The 22,860-nt window shown below is 54.8% G+C and carries 10 protein-coding genes; 3 read left to right on the forward strand and 7 right to left on the reverse strand.

Going from position 1 to position 22,860, the window contains the following annotated elements:
- Nucleotides 1-147: 147 nt before the first annotated feature.
- Entirely contained in the window at nt 148-7,701 is a 7,554-nt protein-coding gene (locus Q0106_RS04480) for an autotransporter outer membrane beta-barrel domain-containing protein (RefSeq protein WP_297609432.1), read from the reverse strand.
- A 76-nt stretch (nt 7,702-7,777) separates the two neighbouring features.
- Nucleotides 7,778-8,044, reverse strand: a complete 267-nt coding sequence (locus Q0106_RS11870) for an ESPR-type extended signal peptide-containing protein (protein WP_366139478.1) — start codon at nt 8,042-8,044, stop codon at nt 7,778-7,780.
- Nucleotides 8,045-8,590: 546 nt separating this feature from the next.
- On the opposite strand from Q0106_RS11870, the gene Q0106_RS04485 reads away from it, so the two are divergent.
- Nucleotides 8,591-12,520 carry a DEAD/DEAH box helicase gene (locus Q0106_RS04485; protein ID WP_297609434.1) on the forward strand — a complete coding sequence of 1,310 codons (3,930 nt, stop codon included), beginning with the start codon at nt 8,591-8,593 and terminating at the stop codon, nt 12,518-12,520.
- 93 nt (nt 12,521-12,613) lie between these two features.
- Here Q0106_RS04485 and nrdG read toward each other — a convergent pair whose 3' ends face one another.
- Entirely contained in the window at nt 12,614-13,090 is a 477-nt protein-coding gene (nrdG, locus tag Q0106_RS04490) for an anaerobic ribonucleoside-triphosphate reductase activating protein (RefSeq protein ID WP_297609436.1), read from the reverse strand.
- 7 nt (nt 13,091-13,097) lie between these two features.
- The gene (gene nrdD, locus Q0106_RS04495; RefSeq protein WP_297609438.1) at nt 13,098-15,260 is read right to left on the reverse strand and encodes an anaerobic ribonucleoside-triphosphate reductase; all 2,163 of its coding nucleotides are present in this window, start codon (nt 15,258-15,260) and stop codon (nt 13,098-13,100) included.
- A 616-nt stretch (nt 15,261-15,876) separates the two neighbouring features.
- Between nrdD and Q0106_RS04500 the strand changes: the two genes are divergently transcribed.
- Nucleotides 15,877-17,622 carry a flavocytochrome c gene (locus tag Q0106_RS04500; protein ID WP_297609440.1) on the forward strand — a complete coding sequence of 582 codons (1,746 nt, stop codon included), beginning with the start codon at nt 15,877-15,879 and terminating at the stop codon, nt 17,620-17,622.
- 100 nt (nt 17,623-17,722) lie between these two features.
- Complete coding sequence (locus Q0106_RS04505; protein ID WP_297609443.1) at nt 17,723-18,367, forward strand: TetR/AcrR family transcriptional regulator; 645 nt, start codon at nt 17,723-17,725, stop codon at nt 18,365-18,367.
- Between the two features lie 6 nt (nt 18,368-18,373).
- Here Q0106_RS04505 and Q0106_RS04510 read toward each other — a convergent pair whose 3' ends face one another.
- From Q0106_RS04510 to Q0106_RS04520, 3 genes are all read right to left on the reverse strand, one after another.
- Complete coding sequence (locus tag Q0106_RS04510) at nt 18,374-18,721, reverse strand: type II toxin-antitoxin system PemK/MazF family toxin (protein WP_297609446.1); 348 nt, start codon at nt 18,719-18,721, stop codon at nt 18,374-18,376.
- Nucleotides 18,684-18,974: a hypothetical protein gene (locus Q0106_RS04515; protein WP_297609449.1), complete on the reverse strand. Its 291-nt coding sequence runs from the start codon at nt 18,972-18,974 to the stop codon at nt 18,684-18,686. Before Q0106_RS04515 ends, Q0106_RS04510 begins: the two co-directional genes overlap by 38 nt.
- A gap of 319 nt (nt 18,975-19,293) precedes the next feature.
- Nucleotides 19,294-22,569, reverse strand: a complete 3,276-nt coding sequence (locus Q0106_RS04520) for an autotransporter outer membrane beta-barrel domain-containing protein (RefSeq protein WP_297609451.1) — start codon at nt 22,567-22,569, stop codon at nt 19,294-19,296.
- Nucleotides 22,570-22,860: the final 291 nt, after the last annotated feature.

A 22,860-nucleotide genomic window follows, 5' to 3' on the forward strand; every position in this document is an offset into this window, starting at 1 on the left:
GCAAGGAACGGCGCCCCATTTCCTGCGCCGACGCGAACCGCGGAGGTTGGTCGGCCTGGCTCCTCTCGGCTCCCGATGAAGAAAACCCGCCGTCTCCAGTCATTCCGGAGCGGCGGGTTCAGAGTCCAATATGAGAAGAGTTCAGCGTCAGAAGACGTACTTCGCGCCGACCGTAAAGCCGGTGCTCGAATAGCCGCTCCTTCCGGCTTCATGGGTCACGTCGCCCCAGAGGCGGAAGTTCTTCGTGAACTCGCCTTCTAGGCCGACCCGGAACTGACCGTAATCTTCGATGCCGAATTCAGCGGTACTGGCTCCCTGTGCATTCACGACCGTACTTTCAAACGTCTTCGTGTTGTGCACCCAGGCGCCTTCGGCATAGACGCGAACGAGCGGATCATTGAAGCGAGGAGTCTGCCCCTTCGACCCGAACTCAAGGCTAGTGCGGGCGCCAAGTGCAATGGCGACGTTCCCGTCTCCTTCAACACTGAAGCGCTGACCGTAGGCGTCCGTCTGATCGCCCGCCGAAACGCCCGACCAAGAGACTCGCGTGAAGGGCGAAGCATCCCAGGACATAGCCCGGCTTCCGTCAGTCGCTGCCGCCGTCCAGAGTCTCTGGTTCCAACCGGCTTCAAGCCCGAGCGACATGCCTCTTGCGTGGTACTTTTCTTTCGTGAGCCCCTGGCCCTTCACTTCGTTCGTGAAGTCGTTCCAGCGAACCTGAGCATTGGCGAATAGCCCGCTCTCGCCCACATGCTGCCACGCCGCATAGGCGCCGAGCGACCAGCCGTCGAAGTCCGCATCCGCCTTGAGGCCCGTGATATTGGAATCCACATCGTAGGAACCGTCGACCCAGCCGCCCATGAGGCCGACTGAGAAGCGACCACCGGCGTCGTTCCATGCATAGAGGTCGCCGCCGAGGTTCGTCGTGGACATGTGGCCGTCGTTCCGGAGCTGCCCGGACGAGTCATCCATTTTGCTCCAGCTGCCGCCCTGGATGAGCCAGAGACTCGTCGTCTTACGTTCGCCCGTGAAGGGATCCGTATAGGACTTCTCGCCGATATGCTGGTTCAGCCCAAAGTCGAATGCCCGCTGGTTCATGAACGCAAGCGCAGCGCGGGCGCCGGCTTCCGGAGTTCTCAGCTCACTCGTCGTCAGAACCGTCGATCCGGTATCCGTGAGCGTGCCGACAAGGTAGTAGCGCAGGCCGTCGTTGGTCTTCATGAGACGGTAGTAATAGTCACCCCTCTTGATCGATTCACCAAGTTCAAGCTCAAGGGTCGAACCGTCGCCAAGTTCAACGACATCAATGCCGGTAACCGCGCGACCAACGGATTCATCCGTTACCGAGAGATCGAGGCGGCTCTTGCCCGTCGCGGCACCCTCAACGACAAACTTGCCGGTTTCCGCATTTTCTGCGGTCACGTGCGCTCCGAGCGCAATGACGCTTCCTTCCTTGCCCTCATAAGATGCCGCACGGAAATGGCCGAGACCGACTTCAATCGTTCCGGCATTCTCTACGGCACCCTCAACCGAGACATTCTTCCCGTCGTTGACGACGAGCGTACCGGAGTTCCGGACATCCTTCGATTGGCCGAGAGCCTTGTCGTGGGCCGCAACCAGCCGGGCGCCCTCTTCGACATGCGTAGCACCGGTGTAGTCGTTCTCGGCAGCGAGCGTAATCGTGCCCTTCTTCGCTTCGAACCCGCCGCTGCCGGTGAGCTTCGCCGAAAGCGTGCTGTCCTCCCCCTCCCTCTCGGAAAGAGAAAGCGTCTTGCCTTCGAGAATGGATACGGTCTTCAACTGCCAGGCAATGCCTACATTGCCCCCGGAAACGCTTGCGCTGTAGCCGTAGATGCCGTCGGCTACGTGTTCGCCAGCCTCATCGGCGATCCTGAAGGTTTTGTCGCCGGCTTTTATTTCCGCATTCTTCGTATCCACGAGCTTGAAGGTGCCGTCGCCCGTTACGTCCGTTTTGGACGTAATGAGAACTGTCGTCAGGTCAGAACTCTTCGACTCCTTAAAGACATCCTGGGCCGTCAGACCCACCTTGCTGCTCCCGGCATCGGGATTGGCCGCAACCAGCTGATCCGTATCGAGGACAATCGTGTTTTCGCCTGTGAGATGGAGACTATTCACGGCAAGATGATTACCAGCCTCGCCGATCGTACCCGGAGTACCGGCGTCATTGAAGAAAAGGCTGGTGTTGTTCAGGACAAGATCGCCCAGCCCGGTCTTCTCCGCCATCGTAAGCTCGCTATCTACGACCGAGAGGTTCTTGCCGGAAATCTTTTGATCCACCGTGAACGCAACCTTATTCAGGCTGATGTCCTTGATGCCAGCAATCTTGTCGGCAGAGTCGAACGCAAAGCTGGCCCCGGTGCCTGATACGTTCAGTTTCGAAGCGCCCTTGATCGTCGCGGCGAGGGTTGCGTCAGATTCGGCGTTGAAGGTAATGGTGGAATCCTGCTTGAGATCCAGAATGCCGGAGAAGCCGCAGCCGTTCGATAACGCGTTCTTCAACGTAATCTCTACGGCTTTAGGCAGACTGAGCGTACCGGTGCCCGTGAGGGGATTATCGATTTCACCGCTGTCGAACGTGCCGGTAAGAGAGCCGTTGATCTCAATGGAACCGGCGCCGAGCCCGTCAGCATGATCAATAGTCGTCGTGGAACCAGATTCCAAGGTGACGGCGCCGGCGAAACCTTGATTTGCCCCTTTAATCTCAGAGCCTTCCCCTGTCAGGTGCAGATTGCCTGCGCCATCTAAGGCATTGGCCGAACCTGTCGTGAGTGTCGCGACGGTATTAGCTTTGTCCTTCTCCGCGTTGACGGTAAAAGTCCCCGACTCGATGCTGAGTTCTCCCTTGACATTCAGCGACTTCACGCCGCTCTGATTGCCCTGAATCGTGACTACGCGCTTTTCGTTGACATTGAGGCTTTCAGTATTGCCGAGAGCTCCTTCCTTGACGATGAGATTGCCGTTGACAACGTTCGTCGCACCCGAGTAGTCGTTCTGCTTATTGGTAAGGCTTACTGGCTTCCCTTCAGCCGTGTCGATCGTCAGGCCCCCTTTGCCGGTGACCTGAGCGCTGAGTTGAGCATCGCCATTGCCCTTCTGTCCAAGCGTGACCGTATGGCCCTCTATCACATCCAGAACCTTGAGCCCATAGGTGACGGAGAGCTTGTTATCCGCGTCTGAGAGTTTGTAGCCATACGTGCCGAAAGCATCGCTGCCGACGGCAAACGTCTTCTCTTCGCCTTCAACTTTTTTGCCGTCCACCGTCAGGTGAGCATTGGCGGCGCCGGTAACGCCCGCAGCTTCAGCGAGCGTAATAGCGTGATTAAGGTTGTCGTCCTGTTCAAGGAGATTGCCCTGCCCCTCCTCCTGAGTGAGATTCTCAATGACGCCGTTAGCAACATTAACGGTGGAGTTCCCCTCAAAAGCAATACTGCCCGTGACTGCAAGCAGGTTGTCCGTTTCAGAAGCTCCCGGAACCGCAGAGGTCGTGAAGTCGAGCGTCGAATCTTTGACCGTAAGGCCGCCTAAAGACAGCTTCGTTGCATCCGCCTTATAGGTAGAACCATCCGTCAGAACCAGCGTAGAGCCGGATGCTTTGTACTCTGAGCCTTTGAGAGTTACCTTTTCGAAGGTCGCCTTTCCCGAGAACGCATCGTTCGAGAAAGTGACTGCAGTAGGTGCTTCTCCTGAGCCCGTGAAAGCAAAGTTGCCTGATCCTCCGACATTGAGGGTGATATCGGTCTTCGACGACTTCACTTTAAGAATCGTATCCGTCGTCGCGAGGTCAAAGCTGCCTAAGTAATCGCCAATGTCTTTGGTGATTTCAACATCTCCGCCTTGCAGTATGAAACTGCCGGAGTCGGAGCCTGAGATCTTGTTTTCGAAGAGGTGCTTGGTTCCCGACGTGGATGCCGAGAAATTTGCTGTGAGCGTTCCGTTGATCTCTATCGTTCCCTTGCCGAGCCCGAGCGCATCATAAATGGTCGTTAACGAATCCGTTCCCAGAGTAACTGCGCCCGTAAACCCTTTGTTCGTTCCATTGATATCCGAGCCCGTTCCAGTAAGGGTAAGGTTGCCGCTGCCCGAAAGGGCGTCGGCTACTGACGTTTTAAGCTTCGAAACGGTATTTGCTATGCCTTCCTTTTCGTTTACGGTAAATGTCCCATCGTTGATTATTAGTTCGCCCTGTACATTAAGCGACTTCACGCCGGTCTGAGTGCCCTGAATCGTGACCACGCTCTTCTCTTTGACATTGAGGCTAGCGGTTTGTCCGAGAGCGCCCTCGGCGACCAGGAGATTGCCCGCCTCAACGTTCGTTGCGCCCGTATAGGCGTTATGCGAATTGGTGAGAGCAACATCCCTGATCGTATTGATCGTCACGCCGCCCGGGCCGCTGATCTTTGCAGTAAGTGTGGAATCAGTTGCATCAGCAGAAGTGCCGAGCGTCAGCATGCCGTTGCGGACTTCAATCTCCTGAAGGGCATAGGAAGCATAGAGCGAGCCTTGATCGGCGCCCAAAAAATATCCATACGTGCCGTAGATTTCGCCGCCTTTATGTTCAATTTGAAGCTTCTTAAGTTCGTTCCCTTTGCCATCTGCGATGGAGACAGTGTTGTTCGTACCCTCAAGTACAACATTTGAAGCCTGAGCGAGAATAAGCCGCTCTCCGCCCTCATCCTGCTCTAGAAGATTGCTTCCCTTGATGTGATCCTTCACGACGGCGCCCTCAATGGTGACGGAAGCGTCCTTCAGGGTGATGTCGCCTGAAGCCTGAAGCACCTTGCCGGCATCATTAGATGCGGGGAGCGCTGCGCTCTTGAATTGCAGCTTCGAATTCTTCGTGACAAGGAGGCTGCCGATCCCGATGTTCGGTGAATCTACGGTGTAGACGGAATTATCCTCAAGCACGACATCGGCATTTCGGAATTTCGCAGCGGTACCGGAACTTTCAAAACGCGTCTGGATGCCGATGACTTTGCCGTCGAACTGTTCATCCTCAGCATCCTCAAAAGAAATGAGGTGTCCATAGCCTCGGATCTCCAGCGTGCCTTTCCCGATGATCGGGTTGGCAATCTTAATCTTCTCGTCGCCATCCTTGACATGAATCGAAAGCTCGCCGTCCGTTGTGTCGACAGCAGCCGATCCCAGGAATTCGGGATCGTCGAGCGTGATCCGCGGCGTCGCATTCCCAGTCTTTATGAACCCAATCTTCGCGAGGCTGGCGTAAGGTCTATCGAGTTTCAGCTCCGTGTTGTCTGCCGCCACAAGATTCCAATTTTCTGAATTATCGTCGTCCACAGGAGCATCAAAGGTCCACGGGCCTTGATAGGCCGAGTTTACCGTTATCGTGCTGCCTTCTTTTGCGATGATGGAGGCCTTCTCAGAAAATATTTCCGTATCCCAAATTTTGCCATCCGGGATGTGAAGAACGAGATTCGAGTTCGCATCTTCAAGGCTGATAGTGCCTTTAAAGGTCGTCTGTTGACCCGATACTGCGAGAATGGAGTCGATGATATTGAGGACACCGCTTCCGGTGAGCGCACCTGCCCCTGTAATGTGATTGTTTGATCCCCCTGCTCCGGCCTGCTCGTCGCTGAGGCTGAGCGTGCCGTTGATGCTCAGCGTGCCGCCGCCAGAAACCTCTAGCCCCCTGACCGTCTGAGTTGTGCCATCCGCGATGAGAACGCTGCCGTACATTCCGATGGAGAGAAGCCTTGTATTACCGAAGGCTTTGTCGACCTGCGCCTCCAGAACAACCTGGCCGATATCAGAATTGACGTAGGTAGCGCCGGTGTAGATATTGGCCTCATCGGAGGCATTGGACGTCTTGATGATGTAGTGCGCACCGTTCCTGGAGTCGGCGGAGAACGTGATGTTCCCGCTCCCGATAATCTTGGCGCTCAATGTGTTGTTATGGTTCGGCGCCGACTTGATCACATACCCGATGCCGCTTTGATCGATAAGTTCAATGTGTTGGAGATCGAACGAACCGGAGATTATTTTGCCGTTCTCTGAGACGACGAATTTTGGCTTTGACCATACAAGCAGCGCACCTCCGTCCGGGGTATCTTCGACCAAACCGGATAGTTCGAGGGTTGCGTTATTTAACCCGGTGATGGATTTCTGCGCGACGATGAGCGGCTTTTCCTGAGGCCCCTGAAAATCGAAGATATTGAAGTTGGCGCGGTCGTATGCAATAGTAAGCTTGCCTGATTGGAGATTAACCGTATCGGCCGAAAGCGTTCCACCAGTGAACGAAAGCTGGCCGCCATTGAGCGTAAGGTTATTGACGGTCTGATTGTTATCTACCGTCAGAACGCTGCCGGCATTGATGATTGTGTTGTCTGCATTCTGCAAAATCGCGCGTGCGTTCGAAGACAAAAGGCGCGATTTTGTTAAGCTCAAAGTACTTATGCTGCTGGTGCTGCTATTCGCATCAAAAACGACATTGCCGACTTCTGTTCTGTTGATATGAAGATTGCCTGCTCCTGTAAATACGTTGCCGATCTCCAGAACTCCGGGATCCGTGTGATAGATAGTGAGAACCCTATCGGATCCAATGGTGATTGCACCTGAGCCGCCCACGCTCATAATTGAAGCTGTACCTTGACCTTGCAGATCAAGCGCGGCGCCCTGCTCAACATTAAGCGTCCCGACATCAAGCGAACCATTAAACATCGCCTTTCCGCCGTCCTTGATGCTGATGGTGCCGCTTAGGTTTTCGTAAGCCCCCTGCATGGTGAGGGTGCCTGCAATCTCAATACCGCCTCTTTTGCCGCAAATGCCGCCAACAACATCAAGGGAAGAATTGGAATCAACAGTTATTGTCCCGTCATAGGAATGTGTGCCTGTAGCGCTCAGCGTCACTGCAGTACCGTTTTTGCCGTCGCCGATCTCCAGAGGTCCGTCTCCTGTCAAAAGCGCATCCACAGAGCCGATGCCGAGGATATAGGTTTGGTCGGAGAGTTTCAGATTCTTATCACCGGCAATAGCAAGCGTGCTGTCGTTGCGTAAGACAATATCGTTCCAGCCGGTCAATACCAGAGATTTAAACGTCACATCGCTGGCTGCGTATACGTACGCATTCTCGAATTCTGTATCTGTTTGGCTGAAGAAGTTTGCAGCGCCCTTAACCCAGTCCAGGGTGGCGTTCTTAAGACTAAAAAAGCCGTGGAAGTCGTTTCCAGCATTCATCAGCCTGATTGTTGATCCAGATCCAGCTTTATCAATGAGCTCTATGCGGCCGCTTCCTGAAAGTTGGGCATAAACTTGCTCATTGACCTGTTTAACATTGTTGTTGCTGCCAATAAACTTTGAGTGTTCTCCTACTTCAATCCGCCCTGCTGAAGAGCTCTCGTTATTCACACCCGAAAATGCCGTCAGGTGTTCAGCATAGACGGTTGTATTGCCTGACAGGATGATTGAGCCGTCAAAACTGCTCTTGGCATTGTCCTTGGCTGTCAGCGTGACATTCTCAAGACTCAGAGTCCCGGCTCCCTGAATTGCCGAAGCGATTGATGAGCCCTTGCCGTTTTCAGGTTGACTTATAGTCAAAGTATGGGAAGAGTTGATCGTGAGCGTTTTATCGGTGTTCGATGCAGTAATCGAATCCAATGTCTTATCCGAATCAACTGTGTAGTTGTCGCTCATCACCAGATCTTCAGCCAGTGCTGAAGCAGGCATGCCCCCCAGAAATCCGGCGACCAGAAGAGCAGCCGCAACGCCGGAAAAACGAACTCTAAATTTATTTACTGAAAAATCAACAGGTTGCCCCCCCGAAATTTGAGGAAGCGCGCTTGCCGCGGCTTCGCGTCATCTCGTTGACGGCCTGGAAAACTTTCAGAACTTCGTTGTAGACGACCTTAAAGACGGCATTCATGATCACACCTCCTCGCTGCATACCCGAGGGACGGCATTGCGATTTCAAGATAAGACTATTTTCGCCTGTTTTGCCGCCTGAATGTGCCTGAAGTTTCGGGATTTCACCGGAGATTCGGAATACCCGCGGCTTGCGAAGGAAAGGCATGCATTTTGCAAAGCCTCGGCCGCAGCGCGCCGCCTGGCGCGGCAGCGGGAATCGTGAGGCGAATGACGATAGTCATTTTCGTCCGGCATGCCGAAATAAATAGGGGAAACCTTAAGCCGGTGGCCTGCCCGCCAAAAACGGACGTCTGTCACTTCCCGGCAGGCTGTGGGAGGCTCTGCGCCCTGCCCGCGCCATTCCCTTTTTCAGCTTTTCGAGCAATCGAGCGCCGAGGATCTCACTTGGCACTGCGGACAAATTCATCCTCGCAAGCGACCGGATCCTGATGCTCCCTGAACCCGATCTCCTGCACGGCGTCCGGAGTTCAGGATCAAAATCCATTCGTCGGTCGTGGATCTGAGATCAGCGCCCCGATATCGCCGTCACTTCCCCTTGACTTCCCGCGCTCTATTGCATCAAGGAGCCGCAAAACTCTTACAGCACATCGATAGAGGTAAAATCCCCGTTTGGCCCGCGAAAACCGCATGACGGCAGGCGGGCCTGAAGATTTTCCCTTCAACAGCAAATTTCAGAATCGGCTTCAGAGAAATGCAGGGCTTTACGAGCGGAAGCAGCTGGGAGTGCAAGGAGTGGTTTGAGACCTTCTCCTCGCAGTTCCCCAACTACACGTCACCAGGCATCTGGATTGCGGCGCAGGAACGCCTTCACGGACTCAAATCCCGGAAACTCACCTGGGACCGGACTTCGCGAACGGTGAAGCTTTCGCTCACGAATTCGCGCGGGCAGCTCTATACGCTTGCGATGCATTTTTACCCGGGCTCAACCCCGTCCGTCTCAAAGATTCTCGGGGAAGCCGCAAAGATCACGGGACTGATTCCGTGCCTCGCGAGCGGCGACCTGCCGCCTGCTCTCAATGACGCGATCAAGACTTCGGGCGAAGACGTCTTCCTGAAGAACCCGGGAAGCATCGAATTTGATCCGGGCATGATGTCGAGCGAATGCGCGCTTCTGATTGCCGCCTTCCTCGAAGAGCTCGAGCAGGAGCCCGGACGCTGGTTCCGCTTCATTAATCTCAATTTTGCTGAGGAAGCCGAAAAGCTCGAGAAGCCCGCAGGCCAGCTCGCTCCCGAAGGCGGCGACGAGAGCGCTCCGGCGGATGGCGAACATAAGTCCGGAGCCTCCGTGAGCCGCGGCGACGCCCTTCAGCAGGAAGCGCTCTCCCCGTCGACGCCCTTCACTTACGCGAGCATCGGCGAAATCATCCGTTTTGCCGCCGCTCAGATTCCGGAACTTGAGGTTCCCGCGATGGAGGACGAGGAGCGCCTTCAGCGCCTTCGCTTCTGGATGCCGCAGCCGCTCCCGGATATTGGAACAGAGCTCATTGATGCGCTCCCGTCCACCGGCCTCTCGCCGCTCATTGCCCGCCGCTCCTGGTGCGCATTCGGCGACACGGAAGCCCGTGAATTCCTGAAAACAGTAGTGCGGGCGTCCGCCCACAGCGTGCGCGAACTCCTCGGGCAGCTCATCCGCCGCGAGGAGCGTCAGGAACGCACGCCCGCCGTTACCGTCAACCCGAAGTGGCGAAAGTTCCTCGAGACTCAGGCCGAAATCTTCGCGCAGGACGCCTCGCTCACGATCGACTTTGAGGCGGCAGTACTCGCGACCCTCCGGCTCGAGGCGATCATCAAGGCGCCTCCGGCGGATCATGACGAAGAGAAGATGCGCGATCTCCATGTGAATGCGGAGGTCTTCCTTCAGTCAGTGCTCGCGCTCACGCGCCGCGAACTCCTTCCCATGAAGCCTGCCTTTGCGATCTGGCATGCACTAAGCCAGACGGCGGCGGAAATCGTAGCCGCGGGCGCCTTGGCGCCGATCCCGGTGCCTTTAAGCGCCACAGAGTGCTACGACCAGTATCCGGGCTTCCGGGTTTTCTGGATTCCGGCGGTCTCTACGCCTCAGGTGAAGACGCTCCTCTCCGAGGCTTATGCCCTCACGAAGGGCTTCCTCACGCAGAAGAAAGGCGGCAAAACCTTCCTTTCGGGCGAGGATCCGAAGGCCGAAGGCGCAGAGATGCGCGCCTTCTTCTGGTGCATGACGCTCATTACCACGGCCTTCGTGAGAAACGCTTCCGAAAAGAATAAGGAAGTAAGCCGCCTCATGATCGGAAGACGCGTGAGAAAGGCGCTCACGGGCGACGGCTTTGCGCCGGAACCGCCCGCCTACGACGATCTCGCAAGCGTTCTTTCCGCCTTCTTCGCGCTCCCGCTCGCCGCCATGACGACGCCCTGCCGGCTTGTGCTCGCGGGCGAACTCGAAAACGGGGCTCTGAAGCTCACGCTTCACGTGAAGCCCCGCACCGGGACAAAAGAAACGGCGTCGGAGAACGAGTCGAACGACTCTCCCGAATCTTCCGGCAGCCTCACGATCACCGAGTGGGAGAAGCTAGGCGACGACCCCGATCACCGCGTGCGCGCGGCAGTTGAACTTCTCGCCGGCACCCACCCGCTCTTCTCTGAATTCGGCGCGAGTTTTGAGAACCCGGCGTGGCTTCCGAGAAGTCAGTGGGAATACTTCCTCTTTACCGCCATGCCGGCGCTTTCCGCCTACGGTATTGAATTCGATCTCCCGGAAGCGCTCAAGAAAATCGAAAAGCCGAGAATCGTGCTTTCGGCGTCCTCTGCGCCCAAGACCTCCCCGAGGAGCCCGAGGCTCGCAACCCAGGGGATGCTCAACGCCGCAGCGCTCGCCGACTTCCACTGGGAGATTGCGGTCGGGGACGAGCGCATGACGCTCGAGGAACTCCGCGCCCGCATCAATGCCGAGGGTGAGCTCATTACCTCCGGGGGCGCGCTCTTCCATCTCTCGAAGGCCGATCTTGATCGCCTCGTCCTCGAATGGATGGAGGCGCAGAAGAAGGCCCTCACCAACTGGGAAAAGCTCCGTGCGCTCCTTTCGGGCCAGATTGCCGGGAGAACGGTGGAAGCAACCGAAGAGCTCCTCGGCAAGATCCGCGAACAGGCGGCCGTGAAGGAGCTTCCGCCTCCCGAAGGCCTCAACGCGACGCTTCGTCCCTATCAGGTCCGCGGCTACTCGTGGCTTGTGCAGAATGCGCTTCTCGGTCTCGGGTCGCTCCTTGCCGACGACATGGGCCTCGGCAAAACCGTGCAGGTGATTGCGGCGGTCGTGGAACTCAAGAACCGCGGACTCCTCTCGACGGGCCGCGTCATCATTGCGGCTCCAGCGTCGCTCCTCGTCAACTGGCAGCGCGAGATCGAGCGCTTTGCGCCCGGCCTCACGACCCAGATCTTCCACGGGAAGGAGCGCGAGCTTGATGACGGCCCCGACCGTCCGGACATTCTCATTACCTCCTACGGGCTTCTGAAGCGCGAATTCCCGAAGCTCTCCGAGCTTCATTTCCGTCTTCTCGTTCTCGACGAAGCGCAGGCCGTCAAGAATTCCAAGACCGGTCAGGCGCGCGCCGCTCAGGAATTCCCTGCCGACGCCGTTGTGGCGTTGACCGGCACGCCGGTCGAAAACCGCTTGTCCGAATACTGGTCGATCTTCTCGATTCTGGAGCCCGGACTCCTCGGAACCCCTGCGCAGTTCCGCCGCGAATACGTCGAACCCATCGAAGAGCACAGGGACGCTGGAGCGATCGACCGCTTCCGCAAGATCACGGCTCCCTTCCTTCTGAGGCGCGTGAAGACCGATCCGGGCATTCTCGATGAATTGCCGGAAAAGAACGTCGTCGACTACTTCACGACGCTCACGCCCCGCCAGGTGGCGCTCTACGAAGAGTGCCTCAGGGAAAATCTCGAGGAGCTCGAGACCCTCGACGCGAGCGCGGCGAGCGCCGATCAGAGCGGCAGAACGCTCAATGCCGCCCACGTCCGGGCGTCGAGGCGCGGTCAGATTCTGCGCATGATTCTGCACCTCAAGCAGATCTCGAATTCGCCCTCGCAGTTCCTGAAGGAAATTTCCGATAAGCCCGACTCCGGCAAGGCCGAAGCGCTACTCGAACTCCTTCACCGCTGCCGTGAATCGGGACGCAAGGCCCTCATCTTCACGCAGTTCCGCGAAATGGGCGAAAGGCTCGTGCGCTGGATTGCCGATGCGACGGGAAAGACCCCGGAGTTCCTCCACGGCGGCGTTCCCGCCTCAAAGCGCATGGAGATGGTCGACGCCTTCCAGAACGATCCCAATGCGGAAGTTTTCGTATTGTCCTTGAAGGCGGGCGGCACGGGCCTCAACCTCACCGCGGCTTCCGCCGTCATTCACTACGACCTCTGGTGGAATCCGGCCGTCGAGGACCAGGCGTCCGACCGTGCGTGGCGAATCGGTCAGCGGCGCGACGTCGTGGTCTACCGCTTCATCACGGCGGGCACCTTTGAGGAAAAGGTGAACGAGATGCTTAAAAAGAAGCGCGAGCTCGCGGACCTTGCCGTCGGCGTGGGCGAATCCTGGATCGGAGACCTCACGGACGACGAGATCAAGTCGATCTTCTCGCTCTCGAAATAAAGAGATAGGCCCGGAAGAAATCCTCCTCCGGGTCTCTTTCTTATTCTTTGGAGCTTGCTCAGGGGCAAAGCGCGCCCGCTGCGTCCGGGAGCCTCAAATTCGCGCTATCTCAATCACGCGCTGATTGGTGCTCCCGAACCACTTGCCCTGTTCCGTCACCTTGCGGCTTTCGATGAAGGGGCCGTCGACGAGCACGTCGATCTTTTCGATGAGGGACTTCGCGGCCGGATCGTTCATGAGGTGCTCGTATTTGCGCCCCGTCCAGATCCAGATGGTCTTTTCTTTTCCGAACTTCCCGCGGTAGGCGTCGACGATGCGCGCAACCTCCGGGATGTTCTCGGCCTCAAAGGGGTCGCCCCCGAGAATGGAGAGGCCGGCGATGGAATCATCGTCGGAATCCCTGAGGAGTTTCGCGAGCGCATCCGCATCAAAGGGCTTCCCCGCACCGAAATCCCAGGATTCCGGATTGAAGCACCCCTTGCAGTGAAGCGTGCACCCGGAGACGAAGATCGAAACCCGCACTCCGGGGCCGTTGGCCGCATCGAACTTGCTGTAGCCGCAGTAGTTCATTTTCGACTTACATCGAAATGCGGCGCTCGATCTCGCGCTGCTTGCCGTCGTTCATGCGGGTGCGGCCGTTCATGTTGGAATAGCCGAGATATCCGCAGACGCGCGAAATCACCGAGAGATTGGTGCTCCCGCAGTGCGGGCACTTGTTGAGCACGTTATTCGAGTGCGTGCCGCAGTCGTTGCAGTAGGCGCTGTCGAAGTTGACGCCCTGATAGAACCCCATCTTCATGCCGCGGCGGATGATGGCCGCATCGGCTTCGAAGTTTTCAGGGTTCGTGAGGCGCACGTACTGAATGTGACCGCCCGGAGCGAGGTGGAAGCTCTCGAACTCCGCATCCTGCTTCTCAAAGGGCGTGATGTCCTCGGTCACATTGACGTGGAAGCTGTTCGAGAAGTACATCGGGTCGTAGTGCTCGGTGTGCTCGAACACATTGTCGATCCCGCGCTCGCGGCAGAAGAGCGCATACTGACGCGCCTGCGTGCCCGTAAGGGACTCGGCGGGCGTGCCGTAGATCGCGTAGAGATGATGGTCCTCGGCCTTGAAGGCATCGATCCTGTTCTGAATGTGGCGCAGCACCTTGTGGGCGAACTTCCCGCCCTCATCGATCATGCGCTCGCCCGTCCAGAGATAGGTGGACTCGTCGAGCGCCGTGATGCCGAAGCTCGCGGTCATGTAGTCGACGAGGTCGCCCACTTCTTCATCGGGCTCCCGGTAGCCCTTGTAGAAGCCCCCCTGCGTGAAGGCAAGCGGGTTCGACGATGCGCGCTGGTGACGGATGAAGTCGTAGCGTTTTTTGAGGAACTCGCGGATCACTTCGAGGCGGTTGTCGAGAATCTCCCAGAACTTTTCGCGCCACTCGGTCGGGTGCTCGGTGCGCGCAAGGCTGATGAGAAGCGGAATGTTGAGCGAAACCGCGCCGATGTTGCAGCGGCCGATCGTCACATACTTGCCCGTTTCCGGATCCTGCCAGGGCGTGAGGTACGCGCGGCACCCCATCGGGCTCGTCACGACGCCGGTCTTGAGGAAGAGCTTCGAGACGTCGCCGTGGTCGGATGAAAGCGAAAGCCAGTCCGGGTACATGCACTGAGCGCTCGTCTTGACGCCTTCTTCAAAGAGCGAGGCAGACCACTTGTCCGCCTTGATCTGGCGCTCGTCGTAAAGGTAGACGAGCTTCGGGAAGATCACCGGACGACGGCGGGCGCCGTGACCGTTTCTGCGGGTCGTGAGGATGATGCGGTCGATTTCATAGAGCCATTCCTTCTCTTCCTCGGGGAGCTTCGGATCCCACTGGCCGAAGGAAACGGTCGTGAAGGCGATGTCGCCGCGGGACGACGTCACCGTGTTGAGCTTCAATTCCAGCGACTGGAAGCCCTGCTCGAGCTCGCGGATCGTTTCGGCATGCGCCATCTTCTTCGCAGCCTCTTCAGGCAGACCGCAGGTTTCCCTGTACTTTTCGTAGGCGCGCGCCCAGGTCTTCTTCACGTAGGGGAGAAGAACCTTGTCGAGCTCGGCGATCGTGAGGCCGCCAAACTGCTGAGCGGAAGCGACGAGCGTGATGTCGCCGATCACCTGAAGCGCGCTGTGAACGCTCTTCGGTTCCGTATATTCGACATTGCTCATCTCGAAGCCGCCCTTCAGAATGGAAGCGACGTCAAGGAGGCAGCAGTTGACCGATCCGAGGATCATGTCGCGCATGTCGTGAATGTAGATGTCGCCGCGCTCAGTCAAGGCCTTCTCGGTCTTCGAGAGATAGAACTGCTTATAGAGCTCCTTCGTGAGATAGCCCTTGATCAGAACGCCCTTCGTGGAAACGAGGGAGGAGTCGAAGTTCGCGTTTTCGCGGTCGCCGAGACGCAGAACGTCATCGGCTTCCTGGCGGATCTTTTCAAAGGTCTTGGCGTACGTCGTCTTGTAGTAGCGGTATTCGGCGTACGAATCCGCCACGTCCTTGAAGCCGAAGGAATTGAGCGTCGCAATGACGAGCTCATGGAGGGATGCAACCGGAACAGCTTCCTGATTCTCAACACGCTTTTTGACGGTTTCCGCCATGGCGGTCATCGTTTCTTCCGGAATGATCCGGTCGTAGCGAAATGCCGCTTTTTCGATGGCGCTCACTATCTTTTTATCTTCAAAAGGCTCAAGCGAATTGTCTTTTTTTAATACCTGCATCTCAAGAAGCTCCGGGCACCCAAGGGAAGCACTCAAAAAGAACGGCGACCATCACTACGGAAGCTCGCCGATCGGTGCTATACCTTTGAATTTTATGAATATTTGTTTCTATTAAGGCGTCATTATAAACCAAGGTCCTGCCGTCTCCCGCCCCTCTCAAATTCCTCCCCGGGGCTCTCTTCATCGGGTCCGGAAAGCACCTCAGGAAGCCGTCTGATTTTTCTCAGCTTTCAAAAAGCCCCTCTTTTTGCCTATTTTTTAGGCAGCCTCAGATTTTTCCGATATATCAGTCATAAGTTTTCTGCCAGACGATCGATAGAAAAAATCAAAAATCATGTTTATCAACAGACATCGAATTGTCTCTGATCGCCCTCCGCCTCCTTTTCTGCACCATAGATTCATCGGACAGCATTCTCAATACCATATATAGCGTTTCTTGCTTCAAGTAATGACTTTTATCCACAATCTGTGGAAAAAATGCGCTTCTCTGAAATTTTCGAAGAAGGCTGAAGCGAAACCGGGCGTCCTGACCCAAAACCGCCATTCGGGTAAAAACTGATCTCAAGGTCGGTTTTCTGCAGTATTGTGATCGGGACCAACCAAAAGGAGAAGCACAATGATTCCTCTCAGAACCACTCTGACGGCGATTGCGGCAGCGCTCTCGATTTCGGCGGCCGCGGCGGCCCCCGTCACAACAACCGGCACCGGCGTCGGCAAGCACGGCGACGTGACGGCGGAAGTCACATTCGATTCCGGCCGCATCACCCGCATCAACGTCGTCAAATCGAACGAAAACAAAATCCTTGCGGCGAGAGTCTTCACCGATCTTAAGGATGCAATGATCGCGGGCAACAGCGCCTCAGTCGACTCGATTTCGGGCGCTACTGTTTCGTCGGAAGCCCTTAAAACAGCCGTGGCCGAAGCGGCCCGGAAAGCGGACGTGGTGCTCTCCGGTCCGGTTGCCGTCATGAAGAAAGCGGCAAAAGTTCCTGAAAGAAGCGTCTACGACGTGGTTGTAATCGGCGCGGGCGGCGCCGGATTCTCGGCCGCGATCGAAGCGAAGGACAACGGGGCCTCCGTCGTCATTCTCGAAAAGATGCCTTCCGTCGGCGGGAACTCCCTCGTCTCCGGTGCGGAAATGGCGGCCGCAAACAACTGGGTTCAGAGAAAGCTCGGCATTCTCGACGACTCGGTTGAACTCCATTACCAGGACACGATAAAAGGCGGCGACTATAAGGGCGATCCGAAGGTCGTGCGCACCATGGTCGAAAATGCTCTTCCCGCGGCCGAATGGTGCCGCGACGTCATCGGCGTCGAATTTCAGGAAGACAACCTCTTCTTCTTCGGCGGCCACTCGAAGAAGCGCTCCCTGATCCCGAAGGGAGCGACCGGCACGGAATTCATTCAGAAGTTCACTGCCGCCGCAGAAAAGCGCCGTATTCCCATCATCACCGGCATGAAGGCCGAGGAGCTCATTCAGGATGCGTCCGGGCGCGTCACGGGAGTAAAGGCCCGCATGGACGGGAAGGACTACGTTTTTGAAGCAAGGAAAGGCGTCGTCATCGCAACGGGCGGGTTTGCCGCCAACGTCGAAATGCGCACGAAGGCAAATCCCTTCTACGGAGCAGGCTTCAAGACCACGAACATGCCGAGCGCCACGGGCGACGGCATTCTCATGGGCGTGAAGGCAGGCGGCGAAGCCGTCAATATGGGCCTCATCCAGACCTACCCGATGTGCGATCCCGTAACCGGCGCGATTGAGCTTATCGACGACGCCCGCTTTGAAGGGGCAATCCTCATCAACCAGGAAGGAAAGCGCTTCGTTGAAGAGCTCGAACGCCGCGACGTCATGAGCAAGGCGATTCTCGAGCAGACCGGCAAGTACTGCTACGCGCTCTTCAATCAGGCGATTGAGGAGAAGTCGCACGCCATCACTCATCATCAGGATGAAGTTGAGGTCTTCACGAAGTCCGGAATCCTCCACAAGGCCGATACGCTCGAGGATGCGGCAGCCTTCTTCAAGATCCCCGTTGAGAACCTCAAGGCCACGGTTGCGCGCGTCAATGAATTCGCGAAGACCGGGAAGGATCTCGACTTCAACTACCGCGGCCGCTTTGTCGACCTATCAACCGGTCCCTACTGGATCTACCGCGGCGTCCCGTCCTGCCACCACACGATGGGGGGCCTCAGGATCAATGAGAAGGCCGAGGTCCTCAATAAGGACGGAAAGGCAATTCCCGGTCTCTACGCCGCGGGCGAAGTGACGGGATCGACCCACGGCACGAACCGCCTCGGGTCGAACGCCTATGCCGACATCATCGTCTTCGGACGCATTGCCGGTGAGGAGGCGGCTAAACGCTGATCCTGACAGTAGCTTGATCTCTTCCGGGCTCCCCGCCATTTCAAGGCCTTATCCTTGGAGCCCGGAAGAATTTCACTGCAAACAAAGGAGCGCCATTCTCATGCCGAAAAAAGGTGAAGCGAGCCGCGAGGCGATCCTCAGAACATCCCGCGAGATCATTCTTGAAGAAGGCATTGAGAAGCTCGCGCACGGCGCAATTGCCGCCCGCCTCGGCCTCAGCAAGAGCGCCGTGCTCTATCACTATTCTTCAAAGCGCGCGCTCTGGGAGGCGCTCATCGCTCAATATGTCGGGCACCTTGCTGAGGAAGAGGCCCGGCATGAAGCGTCCTACATTGACTCCGGCCTGAGCCCTGAGGAAGCTATTCTCCCTGCCATGCGTGACTGGTTCATGGATTTCTCACGCAATGCCGAAGGGTGGGTCGAAATCGGGGCCGCTCTCATCGGGCTCCATCAGAACGACAAGGCGCTTCTTGAACCCATTCGCGGCTGGTACCGGGATCTCTACCGACGGATCGCTCAATCCGGTCTGCCGCGGGAAAAAGCCTTCGCTGCCATGATGACCTTCGACGGGCTCTTCAACTCAATGAAGCTCGGTCTCTTCGTGCTGGACCGCGACGCTGCTGAGCGGATCTCAGGACAGGTGCTTGAAGACCTCTTCAAGGATCAGCCCGGGAAACTCACGAAGATTGAAGCTGTTCATCTGAACTTAGTCAGCGGCCGGAACTCTCACGACATTGCAGATTAAGCGCGTCTAAAAAAGGTTGAGAACACTGCAGAGACTTTGATTTACTTTCGCCATCTCTGATAAAGATAATGAACCTATGCATTGGCTGAGAGAAGTCAATGGTACGGTCATAATTTTATCTGTTGCTACCCAACTGACTTTCTGCAATCCATTTTCTTCAGATGGGTCAAGACGGACGCGTGTAGGTATATTTCCAGAATCAAAGGAAGTTATAAGACACATAATGGAAGACTGGAAATCTGTAATTGCATCTGATTGAATAATAACTACAGGTCTGGGTTTTGACGCATAACCTTCAGCTCGGCAGAGCCAAACTTCACCTCTTCGCATGTTCTTTTTCTTCTTGATCTGCATTTTGCATTGTTTCTTTGGCAATCTGCTGTGCAAAGTCAAGCATTTCTTTTTCACTTTCAAAAGGCTCAACTTCACTTCTGGCAAGAAACGGCTGCTTAAAGTTTACTTCGCACTTAAATCCATCGGCAGCATTGAAAGCCAGAACAAACATTCTCAATACTTCGTTTGGCGTGGATCCTAACTGTTCAACCTTTTCGAAAAAAATATTACCTTCATGTTCATTAATGCTAAGTGCCAATTGAACCGTTGACATGCTTCCTCCGCATTCACGAAATTCAACTCATTTGCTTTTATAGTATATATTTTTCCTCATAATTTATCACAGTCATCCATATCCACAGGGATCTGCAGGCGGATGCATCTTCCTGACGTCAGCGCATGCAAGCGACCAGCGAGCTCAAAATAACGGACATCCCAAATGGAGCTTGCAGTCAACATCTTCCAACAACTTATTTTGGGTAATTAAAGAACGACGACATCTTGCCGCAATAGCGCGCATACAGATAGATATTAAAACCGCCCGGTGGATGGCGCTCCGTCCGGGCGGTTTCATTCAGGGATCGAATCCTGCGTTAGTAGAAATACTTCGCGCCGACGATGTAGCCGTAGGATTCGTAGTCGTCCTCACCCGAGCGAAGATTGAAGTCGCCCCAGACAAGGAAATCGTCGGAGAGATGCATGACCGCGCCGAGACGCGCCTCTGCGAAGTCCTCGAGATCGACGGTCGCGGTGCTCGAACCCTTCTCGTTCGTCACCGTGGCATTGAAGTCCCTTGAGTAATGAACCCAGTTGCCTTCAACGAAGAAATGCATCGCCGGGTCATTCCACTGAGGCATGGCGTCATCCGTGAGCTTGAGGCTCGCACGAACGCCAAGCGACGTCATCAGATTGCTCTTCCCGTCCGTATCAAAGCGCTGCCCCGTCGAGTCAAAGCCCGTGTCCGCATCGAAGTCCATCCAGTAGAAATGCGCGCGCGGCTCAAGATCAAAGGCCATGTTGTAGCCGCCGGAATTCTTCTTCGTGAAGAGACGCTGCGTCCAGCCGGCTTCAAAGGTGGCGCTCAGACCTTCGGAGTCATATTTGTCCTTTTCGAGTCCCTCTTCCCTGACTTCATTCTCGAAACGATTCCAGCGGATCTGCCCGTTCGCGAAGGGGCCGCTTTCCGCACGCGTCTGCCACGAGGCATAAGCGCCCACGGACCAGCCTTCGAATTTTGCATCCGCTTCGAGCCAGGTGACGTCGGACTTCGTGTTGTAGTCCGCTTCGCCGTAGCTTCCAAGGAGACCGATGCGCAGGGTATCCGTTTCGTTGAGATTCCACTTGTAGATGTCGCCGCCAAGGTGCGTGACGTTGGTGCGTCCGTCGAACCCGAGCTGGCTTGTCGTGTCGCCGAACCTCGACCAGTTCCCCATATTGAGCATCCAGATCGAGGTTTCACGTTCTTCGCCCGTGAGCAGGTCATAGTAGACGCGGTCGCCGACGTGGCCTCTGAGGCTCAGGTCGAAGACTTCCGCAGCGAGGTACGCGAGACCTGCGCGCGCGCCGGCCTGGGGCGTCTTCAGCGTGCTCGTGGTCCAGACGACGTCGGAGCCGCCGCCAGTGCCGCCCTGATTGTCCGGGGTTGACGGATTCTTTTCATCCTCTACAGGTGTCTGGCCGGAAGTATTGTCTGGCTTCTCCGAATCCTCAGGATCGGGATTCTTCGAAGAATTGTCCGGAGTCTCCGTGGTCTTTTGCGGCTTCTTCGTGGTTGTCAGATACCAAGCTGCGCGATCTGAGTTGGAGTCATTGTCAGTCCTTACGAGCATGTATGTGTATTCGTCTAATTGAGGCCGCTTGTCTTCAGGGATTTCAAGCATCAATGTAGAACCAGGCGCCATGGTCACAACATCAAGGCGGTCAAGCGCGCGCGCTTCGCTGCCTTCACGAACCTGGACATCAACCTTCCCTTTACCTGTGGCCTTCTCTTTAACAATGAGCATGCCCGTCTTGGAGTCTTTCCCCTTAAGCAGCGTGCTCACCTGTATGGTGCTGCCTTCTTTACCTTCATATCTATCGGTAAAGAATTTCTTTTCTCCAATAATGAGCGTTCCGCTATTTACTGTATGTCCCGGGCCTTCAACGTCCACCTGGTCCGCAGTAACGGTACCCTCAATCGAAAGTTCCTGTGTAGTGCCCAGAGATTTTTTATGACCGAGTACGAGATTTGAATCCTGTGCCACTAGGGTATTGCCTTTATAGTCATTTCCTCTATTAAGCAGCACCGTACCGTTAACAAATTTGATATGGCCAGAGCCCGTTAGTTTGACCTTTAATTCCTTACTTTCTTCTTTTCCTCCGGCATTAACGACAAAGCCGGAGCCCTCATTTTCATTGGTTAATTGAATTTCAGCAAGCTGTGAGGAATATTTAAGAGCCTCTCCGATTTTGTTAATTTCCTCGCCTTTTTCAATCTCCGAATACTTGAATGAGTCCCAACCAGCATCCTTTACATACCAAATCAAAGTCGCATCATCGACATCATCTTTAGATTCCGTCTGATTTATTTTCTGCTCATAGACTCCATCTTTATTTAAGATTAAATGAACGCCATTTTTATCCGAAACAACAGATTTTGACTTAATGAGGTAATTCTCGGCTTCATCTTGATTATTCCAGAGATTGAAATCCGGGTCAGCTCTTTCAGCAAACTGGACTTCGATCCCGGTTCCCTGCCTCACGGGTTTAAATTCGCGAACCGTTAGAGTGGATTGATCAACGTTTTTCGCAAATTTATCATGATCCAATACAAGATTCTCATAGTTCAGCGTTCCACCTTCAAGGTATAAACCGCCAAGCACATATTGGGCTTTGTTCTTGCCCCCAGGAGAGAAGAGCATGAGAGATCCATCAGCCAAGTGAATATTCTTATTCGGATTCACGGGATGTTTTACTTTATCGAGGCCTAGATATTTATAAGTTCCTTCATTATCCATAGACAGTTCAAAGTTTTCAAATGTCATGGATTCAAATCCCCAGTCCTCCTCTGGAGCAGGTACGGACCATTTCGGATCCTTTGTAAACTTGACGTTAAACTTCAGCTGAGTTCTTTTTCCAGCATCTTTCGTAAATACAACCTTAGACTGAGCCAAAAACTGATTAGAAATAGTTACCTCATCAACATTTTCCAATCGACCTTCATAATCAACAATTAAAACCTTCCCCTTATCCATGCCGACTCGGCCTTCACCTTGAAGGGCCTTAATTTTGGCATCGCGCATGAAATAGATCTGAGAAGTAGGATCTACATCAATTACTTCCGAAGAAGAAATGTCACCGTATACGTTGACCTGACGATTATATCCAGATTTGATATTCGTTTTTCCAGTATATTTTTGATCGACATTGATAGCAGTTTGTTCATTTTTATCTACAAAATCAACATCTACACTACCACTTATTGATTCATTCAGTGCTTGATAATTAACTTCAATCGTTTCACGCTTTGTATTATCTTTTAAATCATTAAGCGTATAAACATTCCCATCCACATCGGGCGGATCTTCTGCATCACCCGATAAAAGATTCAGATAAACACCCTGCGAAACGGATGTTTCTGCGAGCACCGGCGCAGCGTAAAAAGCCGCAGCTGAGGCACAAACGAGTGCAATTGCAGAAAATTCGAAATTCAGATGTCCGAATTTCTGAAGGCAGAACGAGGGAAAGCCCATTCCCTCAATTTCATTTGCGATCTTATTTCCCAGCACAGGCTTGCTTTCAGCCGTTGGGGAAAACTTGTATTCGTTCTTGGTTCCAATATCGCGAAAGTTTCGCAGAGCTTCATTACCGATTCTTTGATTCTTATTCATGGTAAAACCCTAGCTTTTACTGTGCGACAGCTCTCTCCACCTGTCGTCAATAAAGCACATTTTTGCTCCTGCATTTTGAGACTTCAATATTTGAAGCCCCCGAATACGCAGATTAAGGTTTTTCCTAACAAGAGAATGAAATTTGTTTTCAGCGGAAACAATAGGAATTTATTTGGGTTATCCCTTGTATCTTTAAAACGACAGGATATCTCCCTTATTGGTTTACCATGTAAACATCTTTAAATACACAAGCCAAAACTGGCCTAAAATGTTTTTTTTTAATATTGTCTA

The organism is uncultured Sutterella sp., assembly GCF_937923675.1.
In the GTDB taxonomy this organism is placed as follows: domain Bacteria; phylum Pseudomonadota; class Gammaproteobacteria; order Burkholderiales; family Burkholderiaceae_F; genus Sutterella.

Excerpts from the sequence above, each read along its gene's own strand:
- Q0106_RS04505 (WP_297609443.1), top strand. The coding sequence starts at position 17,723 with ATGCCGAAAAAAGGTGAAGCGAGCCGCGAGGCGATCCTCAGAACATCC.
- Q0106_RS04485 (WP_297609434.1), top strand. The coding sequence starts at position 8,591 with ATGCAGGGCTTTACGAGCGGAAGCAGCTGGGAGTGCAAGGAGTGGTTT.
- Q0106_RS04500 (WP_297609440.1), top strand. The coding sequence starts at position 15,877 with ATGATTCCTCTCAGAACCACTCTGACGGCGATTGCGGCAGCGCTCTCG.
- nrdG (WP_297609436.1), bottom strand. The coding sequence starts at position 13,090 with ATGAACTACTGCGGCTACAGCAAGTTCGATGCGGCCAACGGCCCCGGA.
- Q0106_RS04520 (WP_297609451.1), bottom strand. The coding sequence starts at position 22,569 with ATGAATAAGAATCAAAGAATCGGTAATGAAGCTCTGCGAAACTTTCGC.
- Q0106_RS04515 (WP_297609449.1), bottom strand. The coding sequence starts at position 18,974 with ATGTCAACGGTTCAATTGGCACTTAGCATTAATGAACATGAAGGTAAT.
- Q0106_RS04480 (WP_297609432.1), bottom strand. The coding sequence starts at position 7,701 with ATGCCTGCTTCAGCACTGGCTGAAGATCTGGTGATGAGCGACAACTAC.
- nrdD (WP_297609438.1), bottom strand. The coding sequence starts at position 15,260 with ATGCAGGTATTAAAAAAAGACAATTCGCTTGAGCCTTTTGAAGATAAA.
- Q0106_RS11870 (WP_366139478.1), bottom strand. The coding sequence starts at position 8,044 with ATGCCTTTCCTTCGCAAGCCGCGGGTATTCCGAATCTCCGGTGAAATC.
- Q0106_RS04510 (WP_297609446.1), bottom strand. The coding sequence starts at position 18,721 with ATGCAGATCAAGAAGAAAAAGAACATGCGAAGAGGTGAAGTTTGGCTC.